Source organism: Streptomyces sp. NPDC059443, from assembly GCF_042750105.1.
GTDB lineage: Bacteria > Actinomycetota > Actinomycetes > Streptomycetales > Streptomycetaceae > Streptomyces.
On sequence record NZ_JBHYVM010000003.1, the window covers coordinates 149,794 to 173,530 of the forward strand.

The following is a 23,737-nucleotide window of genomic DNA, read 5'->3' on the forward strand; positions in this document are numbered from 1 at the left end:
CCCACACCCCACCCACCACCCCCGGAGCAGGACACGCCACCGCCTCTGACCTCCGTCCCACAGGTGACCCTGCCCAAGGGCGGTGGCGCGATACGGGGCATCGGTGAGAAGTTCGCGGCCAATCCCGTCACCGGCACCGGCTCCGTGAGCGTGCCCGTCTCCACCAGCCCCGGCCGGTCCGGCTTCGGCCCCGCCCTGTCCCTCACCTACGACTCGGGCGCCGGCAACGGCCCCTGCGGCCTCGGCTGGTCCTTCCGCACCCCCCACGTGCAGATCAAGACCGACAACGCACTGCCCCGGTACGAGCCGACCGCTCCCGAGGCCGGCGACGCGGACGCGTACGCACTCTCCGACGCCGAGGATCTCGTACCAGAGCTCAACGCCGACGGCACCCGGCTCACCGACACGTCCACGGATCCGCACTATGTGATCCATCGCTATCGGCCACGGGTCGAGGGCCTGTTCGCGCGGATCGAGCGGTGGACACGCACACTCGACGGAGACGTCCACTGGCGGAGTCTGTCGACCGACAACGTCCTCACCCTCTTCGGCACCGACCCCGACTCACGTATCGCCGACCCCGACCACACCGAGCGGGTATTCAGCTGGCTCATCAGCGAGACCCGCGACGACAGGGGCAATGCGTGCCTGTACACGTACAAGCGTGAGGACGGCGAGCGCATCGACATGGATGCTCCGCACCAGTTGGGGCGCGGTCCCGCCGACGATCGACGGCGAGGGGCGAACCTCTACCTGAAGCGCATCCGCTACGGGAACCGGCGCCCGCTCCTCGGCTCGGACGGCAGCCGCCCGCCCCGGCTGACGCCTTCGGCCATCGCCGAGGCGGAGTGGCTCTTCGAGGTCGTCTTCGACTACGGCGAGCACGGTGCGCAGGCTCCCACCCCTGAGGAGACCGGCGTCTGGCCGCCCCGGGCCGATCCCTTCTCCTCCTACCGGCCCGGGTTCGAGGTACGGACCAACCGCTTGTGCCGCCGGGTCCTGATGTTCCACCGCTTCCCCGTCGGACCGAACCCGGCCGTACCGCAGTTGGTGCGCTCCACGGACTTCTCCTACGCGTCCACCGCGACCGACGCCGCACCGGGCTCCGCCACCGCGCCGTACACGTACCTCACCGCCGTCACCCACAACGGGTACCTCCCCCAGCCCGGAGGCGGGTACCTCAAGCGCAGCATGCCGCCGGTGGAATTCGGCTACACCGCCCCCGTGGTGGACCCCACCGTCCACGACGTGGACCGCGATCTACTCGGCGAGATTCCCGTCGGCGTCGACGAAGCCCGCTACCGGTGGACCGACCTGCACGGCGAGGGCCTGACCGGCATCCTCAGCGAGCAGGACGGCGGCACCTGGTACTACGCGCGAAACCTCAGCCCGGCGAGCGACAGGCCGGTGGAGTTCGCGCCACCGCAGCCGGTCGCGGCAGTGCCAAACGTCTCACTGGCCGATGGTTCGGCCCGCTTCTGCGACCTCGCGGGGGACGGGCTGCCCGACCTCGCCGTATTCGACGGCCCGAATCCGGGCCTGTACGAGCACGAAGCGGTTGGGGACGGCTGGGGACCCTTCCGGCCGTTCGCAAACCATCCCAACCGCCCGGTCATCGGCTCCGATGCCCGGCTGATCGATCTGGACGGGGACGGCCGCGCGGACCTACTGATCACCGAAGCGGACTCGCTGGTGTGGTACCCCTCGCTGGGCGAGGCCGGTTTCGGCCCCCCGTACCGAGTGGCCAAGGCCCTCGACGAGGAACAGGGCCCGCGCCCGGTCTTCAACGACGGCACGGAGTCCCTGCACCTCGCCGACATGAGCGGCGACGGCCTGTCCGACCTGGTACGGATCCGCGGAGCCGGCGAGGTCTGCTACTGGCCCAACCTTGGCCGCGGGCGGTTCGGCGGCAAGGTGGTGATGGACGGGCCCCCGGCCTTCGACGATCCGGACCGGTTCGACCCCCGCCGGCTGCTATTGGTCGACATCGACGGCTCCGGGACGACCGACATCGTCTACCTGCACGGCACCGGCCCCCGCCTGTACTTCAACCAGTGCGGCAATGGTTGGAGCAGCCCGCCGGTGGAGCTGCCGGGCTTCCCCCGGACGGACCCGATGTCGTCGGTCACGGTGGTCGACCTCAAGGGAAACGGCACGGCGGCGCTGGTCTGGTCGAGTCCGCTTCCGACCGAGGCCGCCCGACCGATGCGCTACGTGGACCTCATGAGCCAGGGCAAGCCGCACCTGCTCGACCGGATCGTGAACAATCTCGGAGCCGAGACCACCATCGGCTACGCCCCCTCGGGCCGGTTCTACCTCCGCGACCGGCGAGCCGGCCACCCGTGGGCGACCAGGCTGCCCTTCCCGGTCCACGTGGTCGAGCGGGTGGAGACGTACGACGCGGTCAGCCGGAACCGCTTCGTGACGCGCTACGCCTACCATCACGGCTATTTCGATGGCGAGGAGCGGGAGTTCCGTGGCTTCGGCCGGGTCGATCAGATCGACACCGAAAGGATCCGCGCCGTGTCCGGGCCGGACGCGGACGGTGGCCGCGACGGAGACGAGGCGACAGACTCGCCGCCCGTGCTGACACGCACCTGGTTCCACACAGGAGCCTGCCTCGACCGGGACCGCATCTCGCGCCTCTTCCAGGACGAGTACCACCAGGACGCGTACCTGCTGGACGACACGGTGCTGCCGGACGGGCTCGCGCAGGACGAGGTGCGCGAGGCGTGCCGGGCGCTGAAGGGGGCCATGCTGCGCCAGGAGGTGTACGTCTTGGACGGCGCGGGCCCTTGGAGGGCCGACACCGCCCCGGCCGGCCCGCCGTACCTCGTCAAGGAGCAGAACTTCACGGTCCGCGTGCTCCAGACCCGCCGCGTCAACCGGCACTCCGTCCTCTTCCCGCACCCACACGAGGCTCTGGCCTGCCACTACGAGCGCAGCCCCGACGACCCGAGGGTCACGCATACGCTGACGCTGGAAGTCGACCGGTACGGGAACGTCCTCAAGGAAGCCGCTGCGGGCTACGGCCGCGACCCCGCCAGCGCAGTCGACGAACAGCAGGCGAGGACGCTGGTCACGTACACGGCGCACGAGCTCACCAACGCCGTCGTCGATCGCCCCCACGACTACCGCACCCCCCTGCCGTATGAGACCCGGACGTACGAGCTGACCGGGTACTCCGCCGGCCCCACCGGGCTGTTCCGTCACACGGATTTCGTGCAGGACGACCCGTCTGCCGCCGACCGCAAAGCCCTGCTGTTCGAGAGCAACCTCGCCTACCAGGAAGAGCCCACCACCGGTCACCAGCGCCGCCTCATCGAGTGCGTCCGCACCCTCTACCGCCCGGACGACATGGGAGCCTCCGTCGCCGACCCGCTCGCGCTCCTCGCGCCGGCGCACCTGGAACCGCTGGCCCTGCCCGGGGATAGCTACACGCTGGCCTTCACCCCAGGGCTGCCGGCCCTCGTATACAAAGGCCCCGCCGGGGAGGATCTGCTGCCCGACCTGGCCGCCGTGCTCCAAGGACAGGGTGGTGACCAGGGGGGCTATGTCGACTTGGACGGCGACGGCAGCTGGTGGATTCCGGCCGGCAGGCTTCGCTGTTCCCCCGATGCGGCCGACGGTGCCGTCAAGGAACTCACGTACGCCCGCCAGCACTTCTTCCTGGGGCTGCGCCACATCGACCCGTTCGGTCACACCACGACCATCACGTTCGACGCCTACGACCTCCTCATACTCGAAACCCGCGATCCCCTCGGAAACCGTGTGACGGTCGGCCAACGTACCTCCACGGGCGCCATTGATCCGGCCGTACCCGGATACGACTACCGTGTACTCCAGCCCCAGATGGTCACCGACGCCAACGGCAACCGCGCCGAGGTCGCCTTCGACGCTCTGGGCCTCGTGGTCGGCACCGCGGTACGGGGAAAGCCCGGACAGTTGGTCGGAGACACTCTGGACGGCTTCGACCCCGACCCTGATCCAACGCGGCTGCTCGACCACATCGCCAAACCCCTTACCGACCCGCACGCGCTTCTGGGCAACGCCACGACGCGGTTGGTGTACGACCTGTTTGCCCACCTCCGCACAGGTGGCCGGGACCCAGTGGTCGTCTACACGGTGGCCCGCGAACGGCACGCCCTGGATGCCGACGGCGCGCAGTCCCGGATCCAGCACAGTTTCACGTACGGCGACGGGTTCGGCAGGCAGATCCAGCAGAAGGTACAGGCCGAGCCCGGGCCCGTACCGCGCCGAGATCCTGACGGCTCGCTCGTCATCGACGCCACCGGCGTCCCGGCGATGACGGCAAACGACGTCGACCCGCGGTGGGTGGGTACCGGCTGGACGGTCTTCAACAACAAGGGCAGCCCGGTCCGCGAGTACGAGCCGTTCTTCAGCGACACCCACCGATTCGAGTCGGACGTCCGCGTCGGTGTGAGCCCCGTCCTCCTCCACGATCCGCTCCAGCGAGTGGTTGCCACGCTTCACCCCAACCACACGTATGACAAAGTCGTCTTCGACCCTTGGCAGCAGATCACCTTCGACGCCAACGACACGGTCGCACCGCACGGCACCGAGACCGGTGACCCGCGCACCGACCCTGACGTCAGCGTCTACACAGAGCGCTACTTCTCCACACAGCCCGCTACCTGGCAGACCTGGTACGCGCTCCGTGGTGTGTGCGGCGACCTTGATGTACATGAGCAGGAGGCCGCGACGATGGCCGCCGCGCACGCGAACACGCCGACCACCCTCTGCTTCGACAGTCTCGGGCGGCCCTTCCTCACGCTGGCGCACGCGGGCTTCCTGTCGAACGGCGATCCCGTACTCCATAGAACCCGCCTCGACCTGGACATCGAGGGCAACCAGCGAGCCGTCCACGACGCACTGGAGCGGCTCGTCATGCGGTACGCGTACGACCTGACGAGCCGCCGCATCCGGACGGAGAGCATGGAGGCCGGGTGCCGCTGGACGCTGCCGGACGTGCTGGGCAAGCCGATCCGGGCGTGGGACAGCCGCGGCCATGTGTTCCGCACCGAGTACGACGCGCTGCGCCGCCCGCTACGGCTGTTCGTCACCGGCAACGATCCCGCGGACCCGGGACGGGAGCTGCTGACCGAGCGTCTGATGTACGGCGAGGAACATCCGAACGGCGAGGACCTCAATCTCCGCGGCCGCCTCTGCCTGCATCTTGACCAGGCGGGCGTCGTCGCTGTCGAGTCCCACGACTTCAAGGGCAACGTGCTACGAACCACCCGCCGCCTCGCCCTGACGTACAAAGAGCCTCTGTCATGGCAGGCCGTCGATGCCGCGACCCCGGCCGCCATCGAAGCAGCTCTAGCCTCCCTGCTGGAAACGGGCGCCTTCTCGAGCGAGGTCACGTACGACGCACGTAACCGTCCGACCACGATGACAACGCCGGACGGCAGCGTCACCACCCCTGACTACAACGTGGCCGGTCTGCTGAACGAGGTGCACGTGCGCCACGGGGCCGTCACGGAACATCTACTGGAGAACATCGACTACGACGCGAAGGGCCGGCGTACGCGCATGGCGTACGGCAACGGCATCACCACGCACGCCACGTACGACCCTCTCACCTCCCGCCTGGCCTCCCTGCTCAGCACACGCCCCGGTACCGAACTGCAGAGCCTGCACTACACATACGACCCGGTCGGCAACATTGCGTACATCCGCGATGACGCTCAGCAAGCCCTGTTCTTCCGCAACCAGTGCGTCGACCCCCACGCGGAATACATGTACGACCCGCTGTACCGCCTGACCCGGGCAACGGGCCGCGAGCACCTGGCCCAGGGAATCAGGGTCCCCCACTCCCCCGACGACGCCCTGCGCATCCGTCTGCCCCACCCGTCGGACGGCCTCGCCACCGGCCGCTACTGCGAGACGTACGAGTACGACGCCGTGGGCAACCTCCAGGCGATGCGCCACCACGACGCCTGCCCGGGCGCGCAGTCGTGGGCGCGCACCTATTCCTACCGCGAGCCAAGCCTGCTTCAGGCCGGCTCGTTCAACAACCGCCTCACGAGCACGAAGACCGGCACGACGCCCGAGCCGTACGCGTACGACCCCCACGGCAACATGACATCGATGCCCCATCTCCCCCTCATGCAGTATGACTTCGACGACCAACTCCGCATGACTCAACGCCAATCGGTCAATGACCCGGATGGACTAGGGGACCGGACCTACTACGTCTACGACGCGACGGGCCAGCGCATCCGCAAGGTGACGGAGACAGCAGGGGCCGCCCGCACGGACGAACGCATCTACCTGGGCGACTTCGAAATCCACCGCCGCCACTCGGGCCCCCACGCGGGCCTCGTCCGCGAAACCCTCCACGTCTCGGCCGCCGGCCAGCGCATCGCCCTGATCGAAACCCGCAACACCGTCAACGACGGCTCCCCGGAAACCCTGACCCGCTACCAGCTCTCCAACCACCTGGGCTCGGCCACCCTGGAACTGGACTACATCGCCAAAATCATCACCTACGAGGAATACACCCCGTACGGCAGCACGTCCCTCCAGTCAGCCCGTAACACAACGGAAGCCCCGAAACGATACCGATACTCGAGCAAGGAACGGGACGAGGAGAACGGCTTCAGCTACCATACCGCGCGCTACTACGCACCTTGGCTGGGCCGGTGGATTTCCTGCGACCCGTCCGGGTTCGCCGACTCCCCGAGTCTCTATTCGGCAATGGGGGGAAATCCGACGAATATCATCGACCTGAGTGGACGGTATGGACTGAGCGATCTGACTGGGGATCTTGACCGTGCGGCCCGGTATGGGGCTCTCATGATGGGCCCCATGGGAGTCTTGGCACTCCAGGCCAGCAAGCTTGCCACTGAGGTTGCGAGCGGGCGCGCCGACCCCGCCCAAGTAGTCGATAAAGCGATAATCTCGAACATCCCAGTAGCAGGCACTGCCGTGAATCATCGCGAAGGACTCCAGGAAATGAACAAGTCGCTAACAAAGGCAGAAAAAGCAGGCACAAGGAGTGAGGCAGCGCGCCATTATGTAGACGCAGCCTTGACTGCAGCCGAAACGACGATGACTACGGCCGCCGACGTCGTTACGTTCACCCTCGCCCCCAATATTCCACGCATACACGGCAGCACAGGAATTAATCCGCACACTGCAGCCGCCATCGAGCATGCAGCCGGAAATCATCCGACAGCCACAGTTCATTCCCCACCGGCGCCCGATCCCGCCCCACAGCCGCCAAAACCATCCCCATCGACTACGAAGCCGTCACCCTCGATCAGCAGCCCGAAATCCGCAAAGGCGGGCCACAATGTCACCATTAGCGGCACAATGAACGAGGCCCAGTTCAGAGAGTCAATGAAAACCGAACCAGGCAAGTACGTATATGTAATCATCGACGCATGCGGAAATGAACTAAAACCCGGCGTCACTGGGGACCCGTACCGACGCTTCAATGAGTACGTGACGAAGGAGAAAATGAGGACCGCGCAGATGCGGGTATACCAGCCCCAGCCTGCCTACCAAGCCCGCGGCAGCGAAACCGCAGGAATTGCCTCTCATGCGGAAAGCGGCAGCGCCACAATGAACGATCGCATGGAGACGCGTTCCGAGATGCGCCAGGGTGCGGATTGGGCTGACACTCTGCACCAACCACCAGCTCCATATGGCCAGCCCCTGATCACCATCCGCCGTTGAGGAAACCGAGCGACAGCAGTGCATCTCGTCCCCGCAGGTCGCACAACACAGCAGCATTAGACCCGCGTCCAAGACCACGCACGGCGGGCGCGGTCGCATGCGGTTTACCAGGCGAAGCCCGGACAGTGCTCCCGCAGATTCAGGTATTCAAGAAGGCGACGGTCGAGGCGGCGGCAGGACGGACACCGTCGACGTGGTCCTCGCCCAACATCGACAGGACCACGTACGCGAAGCCCCGTCCAGTGAGAACCGGGGCTTGACCCCGCCGCGAGGTCCAGTACGCCGCGGCGGGCCAGAGTGGCTGTCCGGGCACCCGAGCCGGACACCGAGACGTGCCGGTTGACGCCAAGCGCGAAGCAGACCTGCTAGACGCAGCGAATCCCGGTTCTCTGCCGCATCCGTTTTGCGCCGTCTCGAACCCAAACGGGACGCGCTCAACGCAGCGTAACCAGCACCGAACCAGCACGGGATCCGGAGTTCGCCGTTCCCCTGCCGACCTGACAGCACACAGGCACCCCCGGCAAGGACATCGACGACGCGGCCTCCGTCACGCTCTGTACGCTAAAACCGAGAAACTTCCGAATAGACGGCACCCCGGTTCTGACTGGCAAGCCCTGGACAGCCGCACTCTGACGCCGTCCGCTCGCACTGGTCCTGGCCTGATCTCGGCCGCCCAACCATGCCGCCGTTGCCACAGCCTGCTCCAGGGGCCGGAACGGTCTCGTTCTCTCCGGGGGCGCGGTGGCCGGCCGACTCCGCCGACATCGCGACCGAGTCTCTGCAGTACGTCGGCTTGCCGCAAGCGGTCCGGACTCTGGCGAAGCTGTGGGAGGCCGACGCCCAGCTCGGTCACGCTCAGCTCAGGAACACCTTCCTGCCCGGTGTGTTCGGGCTCGCATCCCGTCAGGCTCTGATCCTGCCGCCCGACCCGGACCGCTCCGGGCCCGGCAGCTACAAGGTGACCGGACGCGACCTCGTACTCCTAGAGGTCCAGACGAGGCTCTACTGCTCCCTCGACGAGGAGCACGGCGGAGGGAAGCTCCGCTCCGTGTTCGCCTCGTTCCTGGCGATGCACACGGTGCCGCTGCTGAACGGGGCGTTCTACGTGACGACGGGGAAACGGCTCTACGGCGGTGTTGCCGACGCGGTGCTGGCCGTGACGTCCATGGTCTACGAGAACCACCTTCCGGGCTTCGCCCAGCGCTACGACCTGCGGGCCATGCATCTGGCTCAGGCCATCGGCGACCGGTCCCGCATCGCACGCGTGCACATCCACCAGACGCGGCTGGCCGCCGCCCAGGACGACCGGCATGAAGTCCTCACCCACGCCCGCAGCGCCGTCGTGGCCAGCGAGAGTGCCCCTACTCTGGTGCGCGCCTACTGCGCCGTCACCGAGGCCCGAGCCTGGGCGTTCAACGAGAACCCGGCTCCGGTGCTCGCCGCGGTCGCGCGGGCCCGGGACCACTTCGAGCGGGGAGCGGCGGCGCCGGCCGTGCGCTGGCTGGGGTGGTTCGACCGGTTCGAACTGGAGGCCCAGGCCGCCTGGGTACTAGCCCGTGCCGGTCTGGCCGACGCGGGCATACTGGCGCTGAAGGCGGCGGAGGGCATGCCGTGCACGCGCCTGCGCGACCGGGTGGAGCTGCTGATCACGGGCGCGGAACTGGCTCGGCTAAGCGGGGACACCCGCGCCTACGAGCACAAGGCTAGGCAGGCCGAAGAGACTTCGCGGACGGTGGCCAGCCGGCGGCTGAACACGAGAATCACCCGACTCACCGCCGGCCAGCCGTTCAACGACTTCTAGCTAGGCACTGTCCGCACAGCTGACTCCTGTCGACCCCTTGCGGATCGGTCCGGTTGTCGGACATCGCCACGATTCCGCCCGTTGCGGGGCTGCAGGCCGATGGTCTAGCACCGAGCAGATGGGCTGTTCTAGGGTCAGGTGGCATGGGGATCACGGGGGCTGACGGGGTAGGGCGGGCAATGCCGTTCGCGGGGGTACCGCCGGTGTTCGAGGACCGGACCCGGGACGCGTGCGTGGTGGTGCCGGGGATCATGGGAAGCGTCCTGGAGGACGCCGAGACGGGCCGCCCACTGTGGGGCGTGAACGCCTCGATGCTGACCAACCCGCTGCTGGGCAAAGGGTTCCTGCGCGCGCTGCACGCCGACGAGCGGGAACAGGCCGCCGACCCGGACGCCTTCCGGCGGGAGCCGCTGACCCGGATCCGGGCCGTCGGCCTGGTGGCAACGCCGTGGTGGCTGCCGGTTCTGGAGGGCCTGGAGCCCTACACCGACCTGACCAAGACCTTACGGAAGGCGAGCCTGGGGCCGGAGGCAGTACTGCCTTTCCCCTACGACTGGCGGCTGGCCGTCGCCTACAACGGGGCGGTGCTGGCCAGAGTGGCCCGTGCGCACCTCACCCGCTGGCGTGAGCGGGTCGCCGCCGAGGAGGGATGGCGGGCGGCGGGCGAGCGGGCGCCGCGGTTGCTGTTCGTCGCACACTCGATGGGCGGCCTGGTGGTGCGTGCCGCACTGGAGCAGGACCCTGACCTCGCCGCCGACACCCGGGCGGTCGTCACCGTCGGAACTCCGTTCTTGGGCTCTGCCAGCGCGGTCCTCACTCTGAACCTCCGGCAGTCTCGGGAGCGGCCGGGATGGCTTCAGCGCCATGTTCAAGCGATGGCAGCGACCCTGCCCGGGGTCCACGACCTGCTGCCTGGCTACCGGTGCCTGGACCGCGGCCTAGACGTGGACCGGCTGACCCCGTCGGACGTGGCACGGTTCGGCGGCGACGAACACCTCGCGGCGCGTGCCCTGGCCGAGCACGACCGCCGCTGGGAGCACCCGTTCCGTATGCCCGGTCACCGGGCGGTCGTCGGCGAAGCCCAGCCCACCATTCAGACCCTACAAGAGCACCAGCGCGCCGACCTGGCCGTGGTGGAGGGCCGGCACCACTCCTTCGACGTCGACGAGGACGGGCACCTGCTCCGCGATCCCGCCACCGCGATCCCCGCCCGCCGCGACACCTTCGGCGACGGTACCGTCCCCACCCCCTCCGCCCAGGCCGCAACCGACGCCGTCACCTACGTATTTGGCCAGCACGGCACCCTGACCTGCCACGACGAAGTCCTGCGTCAAGTCCGCAACATCGCCCTCGAACGCCGTCCTGGCGGGCGCCTGGCCGGTGACGGACTGCAGCCCGGCCTGAGCGTTCCACACCTCGGCGGTACCCTCGGACAGCCGCTCACCCTCCGCGTAACCGGCCTGACCACCCCCGCCGGGGTGAGCCTGAGCGCCCGTTCCGCCACCACCGGCCGCACCGCTCACCCCCTCACCCTGCGCCCCGACCCCCACAGCACGGACGGCGGGCTCGCGGCCCGCTTCAGCCCGGACGCCCCGGATCTGTACCGGATCACGCTGGCCACCGGCGCCCACCCGCCGATCACCCAGCTCGTCCTGATCAGTCCCCCTGACACCACTACCCGCCAGGCAGCTGAGTGAGCGCCCACGCGTTCTCCGACCATTTCGCGCCCGATCCGCAGCCCGACCGGGCCATGGGCGACGGGGGCGACCCGGTCGGCTTGTTCCCGGTGAACTTCACCACCTACCGCCACCACCACGACCTCGATACCGAGCACCACATCGAGGCGATCACCCGCCTGCTCGCCCCCTTCGGCCTGCGTGTTGAGACCTGGCCCGTCGTGGGTGAGGGGCGGGACCGGCAGGCGGTCGAGGATCGGCTCGATGCTTGGACAGATGCGAGTTCACCGACCGGCCGCGGGAACTCGGTGCTCTACTGGGTCGGCCACGGCAGCGCCTCCCATCTGGCCCACCACCGCACCCCGGCACCGATCAGTACAGGCGTCAGCCCCGGCGAGGTGGCCGACGCGATCGGCGCCCGCCAACTTCACCCTGAGAACACGGGCAACTGGGCAATCGTCATCCTGGACGCCTGCTTCTCCCGCGACTTCGCCAGAGCCGTCCACATCCACCTTCTGACTCACCACCCCGACGCCAAGCAGTACCTGCTGCTGTCCACCGCCGCCGAGGGCTACGCCGAGCTCGGCGCCTTCACCCACGCCCTGGACCGGGCTCTGAGCAGCGCCTTCCTGGACCGTGACGCTATCGGTCTGGTCGAGCTCGGGTCGGAGCTCGCCCGCGACCTCGACGGCTATCGTGCCGACACTGCCGACGACCGCCACACCCGACTCGTCAACCGTGAGACCCTCTCAGCGTTCAGTTCGTCGCTCGACCAGCGCGCCGAACTCGTCGCGGTCATCAATGAGCTGCCCATTGACGAGCGACGCCACTTCCTGCCCAAGGCATCCGGCGCCGAGTTGGGCGAACTCGCCTGGCATTTCCACGGTCGCACCGTGCAACGTGACCACATCCTGCGCTGGCTGGCCGCCGGCACCACCGGGACCCTGGTCGTCACCGGCCCCGCGGGTGCGGGGAAGTCGGCACTACTCGGGCATATCCTGCTGCACACGAACCCGCGCCTGCGTGACATCCTGATCCGCCAAGGCCACTTGACCCCGTTGCCGGCCGGCAATGCCTGCCCCGATGATCCCTTCGACCTCGTCGTCCACCTTTCTGGCCTCACCCTCGGCCACATCATCGGGCTCATCGCCACCGCCGCCGGCCTGACCCGCCTCGCTGAACAGGCCGCCACCGGACGCGCCGCCGACCTCACCAGTCGACTGATCACCGAACTCGACACCCGCCAAGCCCGGCTGACGGTTCTCTTCGACGCGCTCGACGAAGCCGAGCAACCCCTCCTCCTCGCCGACCGCCTCCTTCGCCCGCTCGCCGCGCTCCCCGGCGTCCGGATCGTGGTGGGGACCCGCCGATCCACCCACGAAGGCCCCGACCACCCCGCCCCCACCGATACCAACCTCCTCCACGCGCTCCGACCTCGCCCGATCGCAGGCGTGCCCCGACCGGGCCTGGACGTGGTCGAGGTCGACCATGACCCGGAGGCCCTCGCCGGGTACCTGCGCTCCAAGCTGACTGCCGCACAGCACCGCGGCACGCTGGAGACCGACGACGCGGGCATCGCTACGGCCGTCCACCGACTGGTCGCCGAGCACCCACGCGACAACGAGCAGCAGCAATTCCTCTACGCGCGCCTCGCCGCCCACGAACTCCTCAACGACCCGAACCTGATCACCGACCCCACCCCACTGATCGGCCAAACCCACCGCCAACTCTTCACCCACGCCCTGGAACGCCTGCGCCGCATCGACCGCCGCTACACGCTCCTGCTCCAGGCCCTCGGCCTTGCCCAAGGCCGAGGCCTGCCCGACCAGGACCGGATCTGGGCCACGGCGGCCGACGCACTCCACACGGGCCTCACCGATACCCGGGATGTCATCCCCGCCCTACTGCGCGATGCTGCCCCCTATCTCGCCCTCGACCAAGAGCACGGGCAAAGTGTCTACCGCCTAGCCCATCGCACCTTCACCGAACACTTCACCACCCAGCCCACCGCCGCCCGGGCCCATGCCGCCATAGCCACCGCCCTCATCCACCACACCACCCGAAGCCTGCAACCGCGCATTGAGCCGACCGTGGCCGAAGTCCAGGTGCCGGTGCCGGTGACGGCCATCAGCCCCTACACCCGACACCACCTCGCCGCCCACGCCCGCCTCGGTCACACAGCCGGAGCCCTGAAAGCCCTCGCCGACCACCCTCATGTCCTGGACGCACTCGACCTCACCAGCATCACCACCGCCGTCCTCCACCATGGTCTGGCGCCGCGAGACCTCCCACTCGCCATCGCCGGCAGCGTCCTCCTACAACACCACGCCCACGAAACCTCCGCCGCCCAGCCGGCCGACGCCACCGCGTGGCGCAAGTGGTGGAGACGGCTCGGCACCACCTACATCCAAGGAACCCCACCCCCAGCCGAGCCACCTCTCCACGGCACCGACCCATCACTGCCCACCCTGATTGGTGGCACCGTGAGTCCCCGCCAACCCCACCTCCAACTCGCCGGGCACGGCGGCCGGGTACATGCACTGGCGGTGTTCACCGCACCAGACGGCACCCCCCGCCTCGCCACCCTCGGGTCTGACAACACGCTGCGGGGCACGCTGCGGATCTGGGACCCCATCACCGGGGAGCAGGTCGGCGAACCCCTCACCGTCCAACCATCCCTGGGCGCCGCGTTGGCGGTGTTCACCGCACCCGACGGCGCTCCCCGCGTCGCCATCGTCGGGCACGACAGCACGATGTGGATCTACGACCCCGCCACCGGGGTGCAAGGCGACAAGATCCGCACCGCCCACACCTGGATGGCCGCGTTGGCAGTGTTCACCGCGCCTGACGGGACCCCTCGCCTCGCCATCGCCGGGTTCGACCGTACGGTGCGGATCTGGGACCCCGCCGCCGGGGTGCAGGTCGGCGAAATCCACACTGGTCACACCGATCACTCCGGTCGCGTCGGCTGGGCGACTGCGTTGGCGGCGTTCACCGCGCCCGACGGCACCCCTCGCCTCGCCATCCCCGGCGACAGCGGGACGGTGTGGATTTGGGACCCCGTCACCGGAGTGCAGGTCGGTGAACCCCTCACCGGCCACACGCCCATGGTGTACGCGTTGGCGGTGTTCACCGCACCCGACGGCACTCCCCGCCTCGCCATCCCCGGCGACGACAGGACGGTACGGATCTGGGACCCTGCCACCGGAGTGCAGGTCGGTGAAATCCGCACCGCCCATACCTCCCGGGTGTACGCGATGGCGGTATTCACCGCGCCCGACGGCACCCTTCACCTCACCACTGTCGGCGACGACCACAAGGTACGGATCTGGGACCCCGCCACCGGAGTGCAGGTCGGTGAACCCCTCACCGGCTACACCTCCGCGGTGAGAGCGTTGGCGGTGCTCTACGCGCCCCTCGGCACCCCCCACATCGCTACCGCGGGAGACGCCCTCATGGTGCGGATCTGGGACCCCACCACCAAGGTGCAGGTTGGTGAACCCCTCACCGACTACACCACCAAGGGGACCGCGTTGGCGGTGTTCACCGCGCCCGACGGCACCCCCCGCATCGCCATCCCCTGCGCCGACCACGTCGTGCGAATCTGGGGCCTCACCACCGGAACACAAGTCGACGAATTCCACACCGGCCAGACCGACTTGGTGCGGAGGATTGTGGTGTTCACCGCGCCCGACGGCACCCCTCGTCTCGCCACCGCCGGCAACCACGACGACACGGTGCGGATCTGGGATCCCACGACCGGAACACAGATCGGCTCATTCCTCACCGGCCACCCCGGCTCGGTCAGTGCGTTGACGGTGTTCACTGCCCCCGACGCCGCCCCTCGCCTCGTCACCGCCGGCTACGACCACATGGTGCGGATCTGGGACCCCACCACCAGGGTGCAGGTCAGCGCAATCCGTACCGCCCGCAGCTCCTGGGTGAGTGCTTTGACGGTGTTCACCGCCAACGACGGCAGCCCCCGCCTCGCCATTCCCTATAAAAACCACACGGTACGGATCTGGGACCCCATCAACAGGGTGCGGGTCGGTGCACCCCTCACCGGCCACACGGCCTTGGTGACTGCGGTGGCGGTGTTCACCGCCACCGACGGCACCGTTCGCCTGGCCACTTTCGGCAACGACCGCACGGTACGGATCTGGGATCCCATTGCAGGGGGGGAGGTCGGTGCACCCCTCGTCAACCACAAAATCTGGGTGGATGAAGTGGCGGTATTCACCGCGCCCGACGGCACCCCCCGCCTCGCCGCCCCCGACTTCGACCACACGGTGCGGATCTGGGACCCTCAAGCTCACACGGTATACGCCCTCCCCTTAGCAGTCCGGAGCACTTCCTTGGTAGCAGACCACGGTCTGCTCGTCGCCGGCACCTCGTCAGGACACTTCGTTATCGACTTCTCGTCCATACCCGCCACTTAACTTGATCGCCAGAAAGGTGCCTAAGGACTGTCCCGTAAATGATCTAGGAGCCGACGTGGACGCGGCCGTTCGCTGTGTGACCCGCTCGTCTATCAGGCGAGGCTGAGGTTGTGCAGGCGGGCGATGCCGAGCATCGCGTGGTGGACGCCGTCGCCTTTGAGGCAGCAGTCGCAGAGGATCTTCCAAATCTTCATGCAGGCGAAGACGCGCTCGACGCGAGCCCGGACCTACTTGTGGGACTTGTTGTGGGCCTGTTTCCACTCGGACAGCTCTTCGCCTTTGCGGCGACGGTGGAGCATGACGAGCCCCGTACCTGGATAGCCACCGTCGGCGATCGGCATCGTCCTGCCGACGGCCGCCTCGGCGCCGGATTCACCCCATGCCTTGCAGTCATTGCGGTTGCCCGGCAGGGGCTCGCCGACCACCACGACGCGCTGGGTGTCGGCATCGATGACAACCTGATAGTTGGTGGAGTACCGATAATTCTTAGACTGTTCGGCGACCGTGTGGTCGCGGGTGGCTACCAGCGTGCCGTCCACGATGAGCACGGTGTCCTTTGCCAATCGCCACCTGGGCTGCAGCGCGGGCTCAGCCCGGTGAACGGGGCTATCCAGGACGGCTCAGACGCCGTGATCACACCAGCCACGGCAGGATCGTCTCACCGACTGTCCCGTCTCACTGAGGCGTGAGGGAACCTCGGGCCGCGCGTCGCCGGCCAGGCCACAGGTCGTCATAGGCGGCGTCCATGAACTGCACCTGCGGCCCGCGCAGTGCCGACGCATCGGCCAACTCGCCCCGGGCCACCTCAGCGAGGCGGGCCGCATAACGATACGTAGCGCCCCGCAGGGGTTCGCTCCTGGCCGCCAGGTCGATCTCTGCTTTCTCAACTCGCCGATTGAGAGAGCCGGGCTTCCCATAGACCGCTTACGCAGGGGCAGTTACGGGACAGCCCTGAGCCGGGCCCCACGGCCCCGGGCGCCCCGCCGCACGATGATCGCGCAGCCTGCCGACAGCTCGGCCTCCTGGCCCCAATGCATCACCTGAACGCGTGAACTCCGGGATCACGCACTCTCACGCCGAGCGCATGAACGGGGACTCCCCCAGACTGGACTTGAAATTCGCGTGCCGGCCTGAAGGGATGTCCCGTGTCCACAGTTCTCAACTATGAAAGCAACTCGATCGTCGAGTTGATGAAGAAGCCAGCGGAGGAACACGATGAGCAGTGGTTGAATGACTCGCTACAGCAAGCCATCATGCTAGAACTCGCCACGCTTCCGCCTTACTTGTGCGGTCTCTGGTCGATCGAGAGCCCGCAGGACGAGATCGTTTTCACGATGATTCAAGAAATTGTCTTCGACGAGATGTCGCACTTGGGTTTGGTGTGCAACATGCTCACGACCATTGGCGGAACTCCACGCCTCGCCGACGAGAGGTTGGTGCCGAAATACCCTGGACCCCTGCCCGGTGGCGTGCGGCCCGGGCTGTCCGTTTCCCTGAGCGGACTGAGCAAGCGTTCACTCGACATGTATTCTCAGATCGAGAAGCCCGATGATTCGGTCGTCGAATCCACTACCAATACCGCCACGTCAATCGGAGACTTCTACACAGCGATCCTGGAGGCGTTCAAGAGCCACAAGAGCCTGATCAAGGGCAACCGGCAGGTGACCATGGACATGTCGCCCCACGGGAAGGGGAACAGTGTCGTCGCGCTGGGCTCATTTGATGAGGTGGAGCAGGCAATCAGGATCATCAAGGAACAGGGCGAGGGTACCTCAGCGTCTCCAGAGAACCCGTTCCCCGGAGAGCCTGGGGAGCTTGCCCACTTCTACACTTTTCTGGAGATCTTCCATGGCCGCAAGCTGATCAAAATCTCGGAGCGGCCGAAGAAGTTCGACTTCAAGGGCGCCGAGATCCACATGCCCAAAACCCTGCCCATGGGGACAGTTCCGAAGGGCGGCTGGGCTCAGGGCCCACTGGGTGCGCCTGCTGGTCCGACGAGGGAGCTTCTTGACACCTTCAACCAACACTACAGCTCGCTGTTGCGCTTCCTGGAGCAGGCATGGCAGGCAGACCAGCCGAGCAAGGCAGCCGAGCTGTTGGGCAACGCCGTGGGAGAGATGTTCTCATTGCAGCAGCCTGCACAGGACCTGATGAAGATCCAGTTGCCCGATGGCAGCGGTATGACCTATGGCCCAGAGTTCCAGTACGTGGCGGCGTAGCCTACGGTCAGCCGCATCGGCCGAACTTTCAGGTGCCGATGGTCATTCGTACAGGTGGCTCAGCTTGTGCGCAGCCAGCGTGGGCACCCGGCGGACGCAGTCTCGAACGCGCGGCGGCTGTTGTTGATGGCGGAGAGATCGTAGCGAACGTAGTGGCCTTCCCCCCGCAGCCAGCGCGTGGGCCGCATGTCAGCCTGGTGGCGCGCGGGACCCGTCCTGTCACCCTCCTCGTCGCCGTCGCCGTCGCAGACCAGCACCCGCTCGCCCTCCACGGGCTCGTCCTCTCCGTACGCCGGGCTGAGCCAGGCCATGCTGTGGGTGAGGGTCAAGCCGGCCCCGACGCCGCTCTGGCGGGCAAGGACACCGGCGACGCGGCCATGCATCTGGTCACTGGTGGCCATCGTCGGCAGGAGGAAGGCGAACCCACTCGTACCAAGAGCCTCCGAGAGCACACGCTCGGCTTCCAGAGCGGCCTCGGTCTTCCCGTCGCCAGGAGCTGCAGTAACCACCAAGATCCCCGCCCGGCCATCCGGGCACCCACTCTCCCGGCGGGACTTTGCGAGCGCGGTGGCCAGGCCAGACGTGAGGGACCGCTGCAGGGCATTCGGCTCCCCATCGATCCCATAGGCCTTTGAGAATCCCCCACGCGCCAACTTGACGGGCAGCAGTCCGGCCTCCCGCACCAACCTCTCCGAGTCGGCACACGACTGCGCAAAGTGACGGTCCAGACTCGGTCCGAGTGAGCGCTGGCGCAGTTTGACGTAGCCCTCCTGGCTGACCAACCAGTCGGCAAGGATCACCACACCCGTCACCAGTACCGCTGCGTCAGGCCTAAAGTCCGCTGGCGGCAGCGGCGCGCCCACAGAACCGAAAACGGCAGCAGCGTGCACGGCACGCTGCTCGGCCCACGCGGCCCCGCCCAGCAAGTCCTGGTACACCGCACCCGCGTACAGATCCTCGAAGCGGTGGAAGCGTCCATGGTGGCCGCCGATCACCTCGGCGATCCGCTCGATGGCTTCGACAGCACTGTCTTCGCCAGGGCCCTCGCCGAACCCCAGCGCGGCAAGGACAGCCGGCGCCGACCGCATCCCAGCTACATCGTGCCCAATGCGCTCGGCCCCGATCGCCCCCAGGTCGCCAACCAGCTCCCCGCTCATGTATCCGGCAGCCCGACGGTCACAGAACTGGAACCCGGAAATCTTGCCGATGTCATGTAAACCAGCACACAGACCGACCAGCGCCCGGGCCCGCTCCGACTCGCCTCCAAGCCCGAACCCAGCAGCGATGCTGGAGCATTGATTCTCGGAGAGGTACCAGTCCCAGAGAAATGGGCCAATAGCAGCGGCGTCGAGGAGATGCCTCACCACCGGGTACGGCGGCAGCGCCTCATCCAACCCGCGCGCCTTGCCCCACAGGGTCTGGTCCGGCTCACGCCCTGGATTCCTCATCACGACTAGACTCCTCAACCGGATCGTCTGCCTGACTCTCAGAGACTCCATCACAGGACACTGACAACGCTCCTCTCAGCCAGAGCCTAGGGTTCTGCCATGACGGTCATCCTTAGTGATCCACATTTGGTAAAGCGCTTGCAAACCAGCTAGAAAGACCCAGGTGGCGAAGCGTCATCCCCGCCGAGGCGAAGACCCAGTCCTCCCCGCCGACGCGGGGGTGTTCCGTCCATGTACACGGAGCGCGCCGCAGTCATCCGCGAACTGATCGACTGGTACATCGGCGAGCCCGGAGCCAAGCTGCCGGAGAAGCCAGACCGCGACGTCATCCTCAAGGCTCGCGAGAAGCGCGAAGAAGAGGCCGGGCGGAGTAGGAATCCCTAGCCACGCAAAACCCAAGGGGCGACTCTGCAGTCACCGTCGATACGAGCTGAGCTGCGAGGAGTACGACGCCCTCGTAGAGCACACCGAAGGCAGGTGCCAGATCTGCCGCCGATCGGTCCCCGAAACAGGGCACGGCTATCTCGTCGTCGATCACGACTGGCGAATTGGCTGGCGTACCTATCCAATCCCTGGCACGTGCACCTAGGGACTACCTCATGATCGCCGCCCTACTGCGGTTCCTCCATGCCTGCCTCGACGAGGACGAGCAGGCTGCCCGCGCGGCCATGTGGGACGAGCAGTCGGACACCTGGACCGCCCGCCCGCCCCAGGACCGCTACGAGACGTACATCGTGGCGGACTACTGCGACGGAACATGTGCTGTGCCTGCTCGGGCTTCCCAACGCCTCACATCCCAACTACCGACAGGAGTGGGCGCCGTGACCGACGCCGTGGTGGGGTTCCTGCGCGCTCGTCTCAGCGAGAAGCTGGAGAATGCCCAGTCGATGGCGTCAGCTCTGACGCGGAATGCTGGGACGCTCAACGTCGATCCCAAGATGGCCGTAGCGTTCGCTCAGGAGTCGGTTACTGCGGCGCAGGCCCGGATCCGGCTGTTCGAGGAGACCGTCTACCCGTATCTGTGGGTCGACGGGCGCGCTGGCCGGCTCGCGGATCTGCAGATGCGCTTGATGGCCTTCGAGTACACGGCGCATGAGGACTATCGGACGGAGTGGGCGCCCGATCCGGTGTAACTCGCCGCGACCTTGCACCTCGAGACCCCTGTACGCGGCATGATGCCGGTATGGGGGTCTCTTTCGGTGTCGCGGCTGACTCGGCGCAGGAGTGTGCGCAGGCTCTGGCCTTGCTGGCTTTGCTGCGGCAGTTTGGCGTCGATGTCACGGTGACGCTTCCGCCAACGCAGGCCGGCGGTCACCGGTGGGTCGCGCGCGCCGTGCCGACACAGACGGCTGGCGATCATCGCCGAGCAGAGAAGTAGCGCTCCGGCGACTCTCCCGCCCTCGGGAGAATTGGGCCGGTCGCGGGGACCGATGAGGGCTGCTTCCGCAAGGGGGAGGCGGCCGATGTAGACCGTCGGCCTGAACCCGAGACGCACCACTGCTTACCCGAACTGATGCATTCACATGAGGCGATGCCCTCCGACGGCGAGGTGTTGCTGCGGAGCTCAACGGAAACCTTGAGTGCCGGAACCATTACTGGATGCCCGCACGCAAGGAAGGAAACGAAGCTTGGATTCCTTCCCACGTAGAGCAGCTTTGGATCGTTCAGCTCCCTGGGCGGAAGAACATCCTTGTCAAGCCATGTCACATGGGCGCGACTTGCCGAGATATCGAGAATCGGGTAAGAGAAGAATGAGATGGGGTGCACCTCTTTCCCCCTGGTCACTGCGGAGTTGACCTTGGCGGAGATAACCAGGTTTTCGACCCACAGCCCGAAACCCAAGAGCGCGGCGATGACTACGAAGATAATCTTGGGGTCTTGGATGCGGGCCAAAAATTTATCTCCTCTTTTCGCCTCTGGCCGGCCACCACTCTCGGCGATCCCCGCGTTCGCATCGGTGCGCTGTTCCGGTGATCCCGGCGACGATCGCCCCGAGACCACTAGTACTTGCAGTGACACTGCTCTCGCGAGTTCCCAGATGGCCAGGGAGGCTGGAAGGACCATGAAGATGGCCCCGACGTCTGACGGATGCTTCGTGAATCTCGAATATGCAATGAATGTCATGCCAGAAACAACGAGAACCCAGGATGACACAAAGGCCAAAATGGAATGAATTTGCTTGCGGGTGTACCGGTAGACCCACAGCAGTAGCATCCCAGCTACGGCCCCTGCAATTGCCATATAGATAAATGATGCAGTCCTGGCGAGGATCGCGATGCGATCAAGCCCGACATCTTCCGGGCGCGTCCCCATCTTTTCATAGAAGTCAACATAACCGGAGTTTAGCGTGATGAAGGCGATTCCAGCGAGAGATGCCAGCCAAGTGAGCGTAGATTGTGACCGTAGCATCAGACGTGCGATGGGATTCTTGGAGGTTTCTTCGGGTTTTTGGTCCGGCGAGACAGTCAGTTTGGATTCATCCGCACCGTCCATGGAATTCACCTCGGTAGTGAAATGATCTGGACTCTTTCGATCCTGAATTTATGCCCCTCCCTTGGACCTAGAAGCGAGGATCTCGGTTAAGTCGCCCGATCGGCTGCCGACCAAGGAGCGGGAGGAATGGAGCTGGCCTCGGTGCAACACTCCGCACGAGTGGCCCCGACAGTGGCCCCGACAGTGGCTCGGCCACGGTGATGCTTGTCTTCCGCGGACCGGCCCGGATCCGGCGTATTCGAAGCTCGGCCCGGTATCAACACTCTGCGCAGAACATGCCAGCGGCCCCAGCCAGTGAGGGCCAGGGCCACGAGGGTAGTGGGTCACGAGGGCGGGTCGGAACGAACGCCTGGTCACATGCCGAGCATGCGGATCACGGGCGCCGGCCCGGACTGGGCGTCGTTCCAGGCGCCGATTGACAGCGTGTGTGGGGCTTCGGTGCGGATTCGGTCGAGCAGGAGGTCCTCGGCTTCGTCGGCCGGTCGGCCTTCCCTACCGGCCGCCTTCTGGATGGCGCCCTTGGCGCACATAGCGACTCCGTCGGTAAGCCAGCGATCCAGCCGTGCTTGCGGATCAACCAGCCAGCCTCGCGAAGGACTTCGGCGGCCGTGAGGGGTATCTGGCGGGCGGGCGGCTGCGCGTCGACGAGGATCTCCGTCAGCTCAATGGCGGCGGTGTTGGCGTCGAACTCGAGGCCAGCGCCCCCGAGGTGTTCGTCCATGGTCAGCAAGGACAGTGTGAGCCGCTCGTCGAAGGTGAGGGCAGGGGCCGCCGCCCGGGTGGGGGCGACAGCCGGAGCGTCTGTGACCGCGGCTATCAGAACCGCTTCCGTCGACCGGCTTTGATGTCCTCGTCGCGCTGGTCGCTGGCTTCGCGGGCGCGCTTCTCCATATGACGGATCTCGTCTCGGTCAAGGCGCCGGGTTTCGGTCGCCCAGCTGCGGGGCGGGTCGTAGCCCTCGTCACGGCAGTCGGGTCCGGGGCTGGCGAGGTCGCGAAGTCCGTGCGGCTGGGTTTCGTACACCTGGCTGCGTCCTCCCCGCCGACGCGGACTCGGGACCAGACACCGAGACGTGCGGGCACGGACGACAAGGCGCGAGGCAGACCTGCGAAGCGAACCCCAGTCCCCGGTCTTCTACTCACATCCGTTTTGCGCCGACTCCACCCCAAACGGGACGCGCTCAACGCTGCGTAACCAGCACCGAACCAGCACGGGAACCAGCATCGCCTCCCCAGAAGAGGCGCAACTCTGCAATTCCGGCAGGGCTTGCCCACCCTCGCCACAAGGGGGGTTGAGGGGATAGGTTCGGGCCGTGTGGTGGTCTGACACACCCGGCCGGGGTTGATTGTGAGGACTGGCCACATATACCGGTGACCTGCGGACTCCTACGTTGTGCCCACACCCGACGTCCCCGCAGACACCCTGGAAGTGGTGCACATGGTCTCCCCCGGAACCGAACCGCAGGCCCCGTCCGGCATCAGACGGATCGTCGCCGCCAGCCTCATCGGGACCACCATCGAGTGGTACGACAACTCATCCGACCAGAGCTACCACCTGCGTCTTTGCCGCGCACTGCACGTCTGAGTCAGCACCAAACCAGCACGGGATCCGAAGAGGGCCGTTCCTCCTCCATCTCCACTCCACAACGACGTCTTCACCCATGGCATCGCCAAGGCAGCCTCCGTCACGCTCTGTGGACCACCAGCCCACGAGCTCCGGGGGAAGCGCCACCCCGGGGTGGTGGGTCCTGGACGGCCGCATCCCGGACACGTGTCCTCCACACACATCTCGCCGCCTGATCCTGATATCGCACGACCGACGGAGCCAACATGGCACCATTAGGTGCGCGAATCCCGCGGCGCATGATGCGCACTTGTGTCTGCGGGCCGACGTCTGCCGCCCGGTCCCGGTCGATGAACTGATCCGGCCGGCCCGCACACGTGGGGGGAGCGCT

At 66.9% G+C, this 23,737-nt stretch carries 13 protein-coding genes and 1 pseudogene; 10 read left to right on the forward strand and 4 right to left on the reverse strand.

The window, feature by feature from the left end; translation table 11 throughout:
• Positions 1 to 63 precede the first annotated feature (63 nt).
• The 4 genes from ACFXDJ_RS03940 to ACFXDJ_RS03955 all read left to right on the forward strand — a co-directional run bounded on the left by ACFXDJ_RS03940 (position 64) and on the right by ACFXDJ_RS03955 (position 15,623).
• Positions 64 to 7,707: a SpvB/TcaC N-terminal domain-containing protein gene (locus ACFXDJ_RS03940; protein WP_384648949.1), complete on the forward strand. Its 7,644-nt coding sequence runs from the start codon at positions 64 to 66 to the stop codon at positions 7,705 to 7,707.
• 793 nt (positions 7,708 to 8,500) lie between these two features.
• A complete protein-coding gene (locus ACFXDJ_RS03945) occupies positions 8,501 to 9,508 on the forward strand; it encodes a transcriptional regulator (RefSeq protein WP_384648947.1) in 1,008 nt (335 codons plus the stop codon).
• A 179-nt stretch (positions 9,509 to 9,687) separates the two neighbouring features.
• On the forward strand, positions 9,688 to 11,205 hold the full coding sequence (locus ACFXDJ_RS03950) for an esterase/lipase family protein (RefSeq protein WP_384648945.1): 1,518 nt from the start codon (positions 9,688 to 9,690) through the stop codon (positions 11,203 to 11,205).
• A gap of 377 nt (positions 11,206 to 11,582) precedes the next feature.
• Positions 11,583 to 15,623 (forward strand): hypothetical protein, encoded by a 4,041-nt coding sequence (locus ACFXDJ_RS03955; RefSeq protein ID WP_384847695.1) that lies wholly within the window; start codon positions 11,583 to 11,585, stop codon positions 15,621 to 15,623.
• A 92-nt stretch (positions 15,624 to 15,715) separates the two neighbouring features.
• Here ACFXDJ_RS03955 and ACFXDJ_RS03960 read toward each other — a convergent pair.
• Positions 15,716 to 16,207: pseudogene (locus tag ACFXDJ_RS03960) on the reverse strand (transposase); the annotation flags it as partial.
• 561 nt (positions 16,208 to 16,768) lie between these two features.
• Here ACFXDJ_RS03960 and ACFXDJ_RS03965 point away from each other — a divergent pair.
• Positions 16,769 to 17,842 (forward strand): ferritin-like protein, encoded by a 1,074-nt coding sequence (locus ACFXDJ_RS03965; protein WP_384648941.1) that lies wholly within the window; start codon positions 16,769 to 16,771, stop codon positions 17,840 to 17,842.
• 59 nt (positions 17,843 to 17,901) lie between these two features.
• Here the strand turns inward: ACFXDJ_RS03965 and ACFXDJ_RS03970 are convergent, their stop codons facing one another.
• Positions 17,902 to 19,341: an HD domain-containing protein gene (locus ACFXDJ_RS03970; RefSeq protein WP_384648939.1), complete on the reverse strand. Its 1,440-nt coding sequence runs from the start codon at positions 19,339 to 19,341 to the stop codon at positions 17,902 to 17,904.
• A 180-nt stretch (positions 19,342 to 19,521) separates the two neighbouring features.
• Between ACFXDJ_RS03970 and ACFXDJ_RS03975 the strand changes: the two genes are divergently transcribed.
• The 3 genes from ACFXDJ_RS03975 to ACFXDJ_RS03985 are packed head-to-tail and all read left to right on the forward strand — an operon-like array spanning position 19,522 to position 20,423.
• Positions 19,522 to 19,674, forward strand: a complete 153-nt coding sequence (locus ACFXDJ_RS03975) for a hypothetical protein (protein ID WP_384648937.1) — start codon at positions 19,522 to 19,524, stop codon at positions 19,672 to 19,674.
• On the forward strand, positions 19,667 to 19,879 hold the full coding sequence (locus ACFXDJ_RS03980; protein ID WP_384649032.1) for an endonuclease domain-containing protein: 213 nt from the start codon (positions 19,667 to 19,669) through the stop codon (positions 19,877 to 19,879). The genes ACFXDJ_RS03975 and ACFXDJ_RS03980 overlap by 8 nt, the downstream gene beginning before the upstream one ends.
• Positions 19,880 to 19,889: 10 nt before the next feature.
• Positions 19,890 to 20,423, forward strand: coding sequence for a hypothetical protein (locus ACFXDJ_RS03985; RefSeq protein WP_384648935.1), 534 nt, complete (start codon positions 19,890 to 19,892; stop codon positions 20,421 to 20,423).
• Positions 20,424 to 20,646: 223 nt separating this feature from the next.
• On the opposite strand, the gene ACFXDJ_RS03990 is transcribed toward ACFXDJ_RS03985, so the two are convergent.
• Positions 20,647 to 21,792, reverse strand: coding sequence for a hypothetical protein (locus tag ACFXDJ_RS03990; protein WP_384847698.1), 1,146 nt, complete (start codon positions 21,790 to 21,792; stop codon positions 20,647 to 20,649).
• Positions 21,793 to 22,136: 344 nt separating this feature from the next.
• Complete coding sequence (locus tag ACFXDJ_RS03995; RefSeq protein WP_384648931.1) at positions 22,137 to 22,313, reverse strand: hypothetical protein; 177 nt, start codon at positions 22,311 to 22,313, stop codon at positions 22,137 to 22,139.
• Positions 22,314 to 22,345: 32 nt separating this feature from the next.
• Here ACFXDJ_RS03995 and ACFXDJ_RS04000 point away from each other — a divergent pair, with 32 nt between their 5' ends.
• Together ACFXDJ_RS04000 and ACFXDJ_RS04005 are read left to right on the forward strand one after the other, a co-directional pair.
• Positions 22,346 to 22,678, forward strand: coding sequence for a hypothetical protein (locus tag ACFXDJ_RS04000; protein ID WP_384648929.1), 333 nt, complete (start codon positions 22,346 to 22,348; stop codon positions 22,676 to 22,678).
• A gap of 497 nt (positions 22,679 to 23,175) precedes the next feature.
• The gene (locus ACFXDJ_RS04005) at positions 23,176 to 23,367 is read left to right on the forward strand and encodes a hypothetical protein (RefSeq protein WP_384649037.1); all 192 of its coding nucleotides are present in this window, start codon (positions 23,176 to 23,178) and stop codon (positions 23,365 to 23,367) included.
• Positions 23,368 to 23,737: the final 370 nt, after the last annotated feature.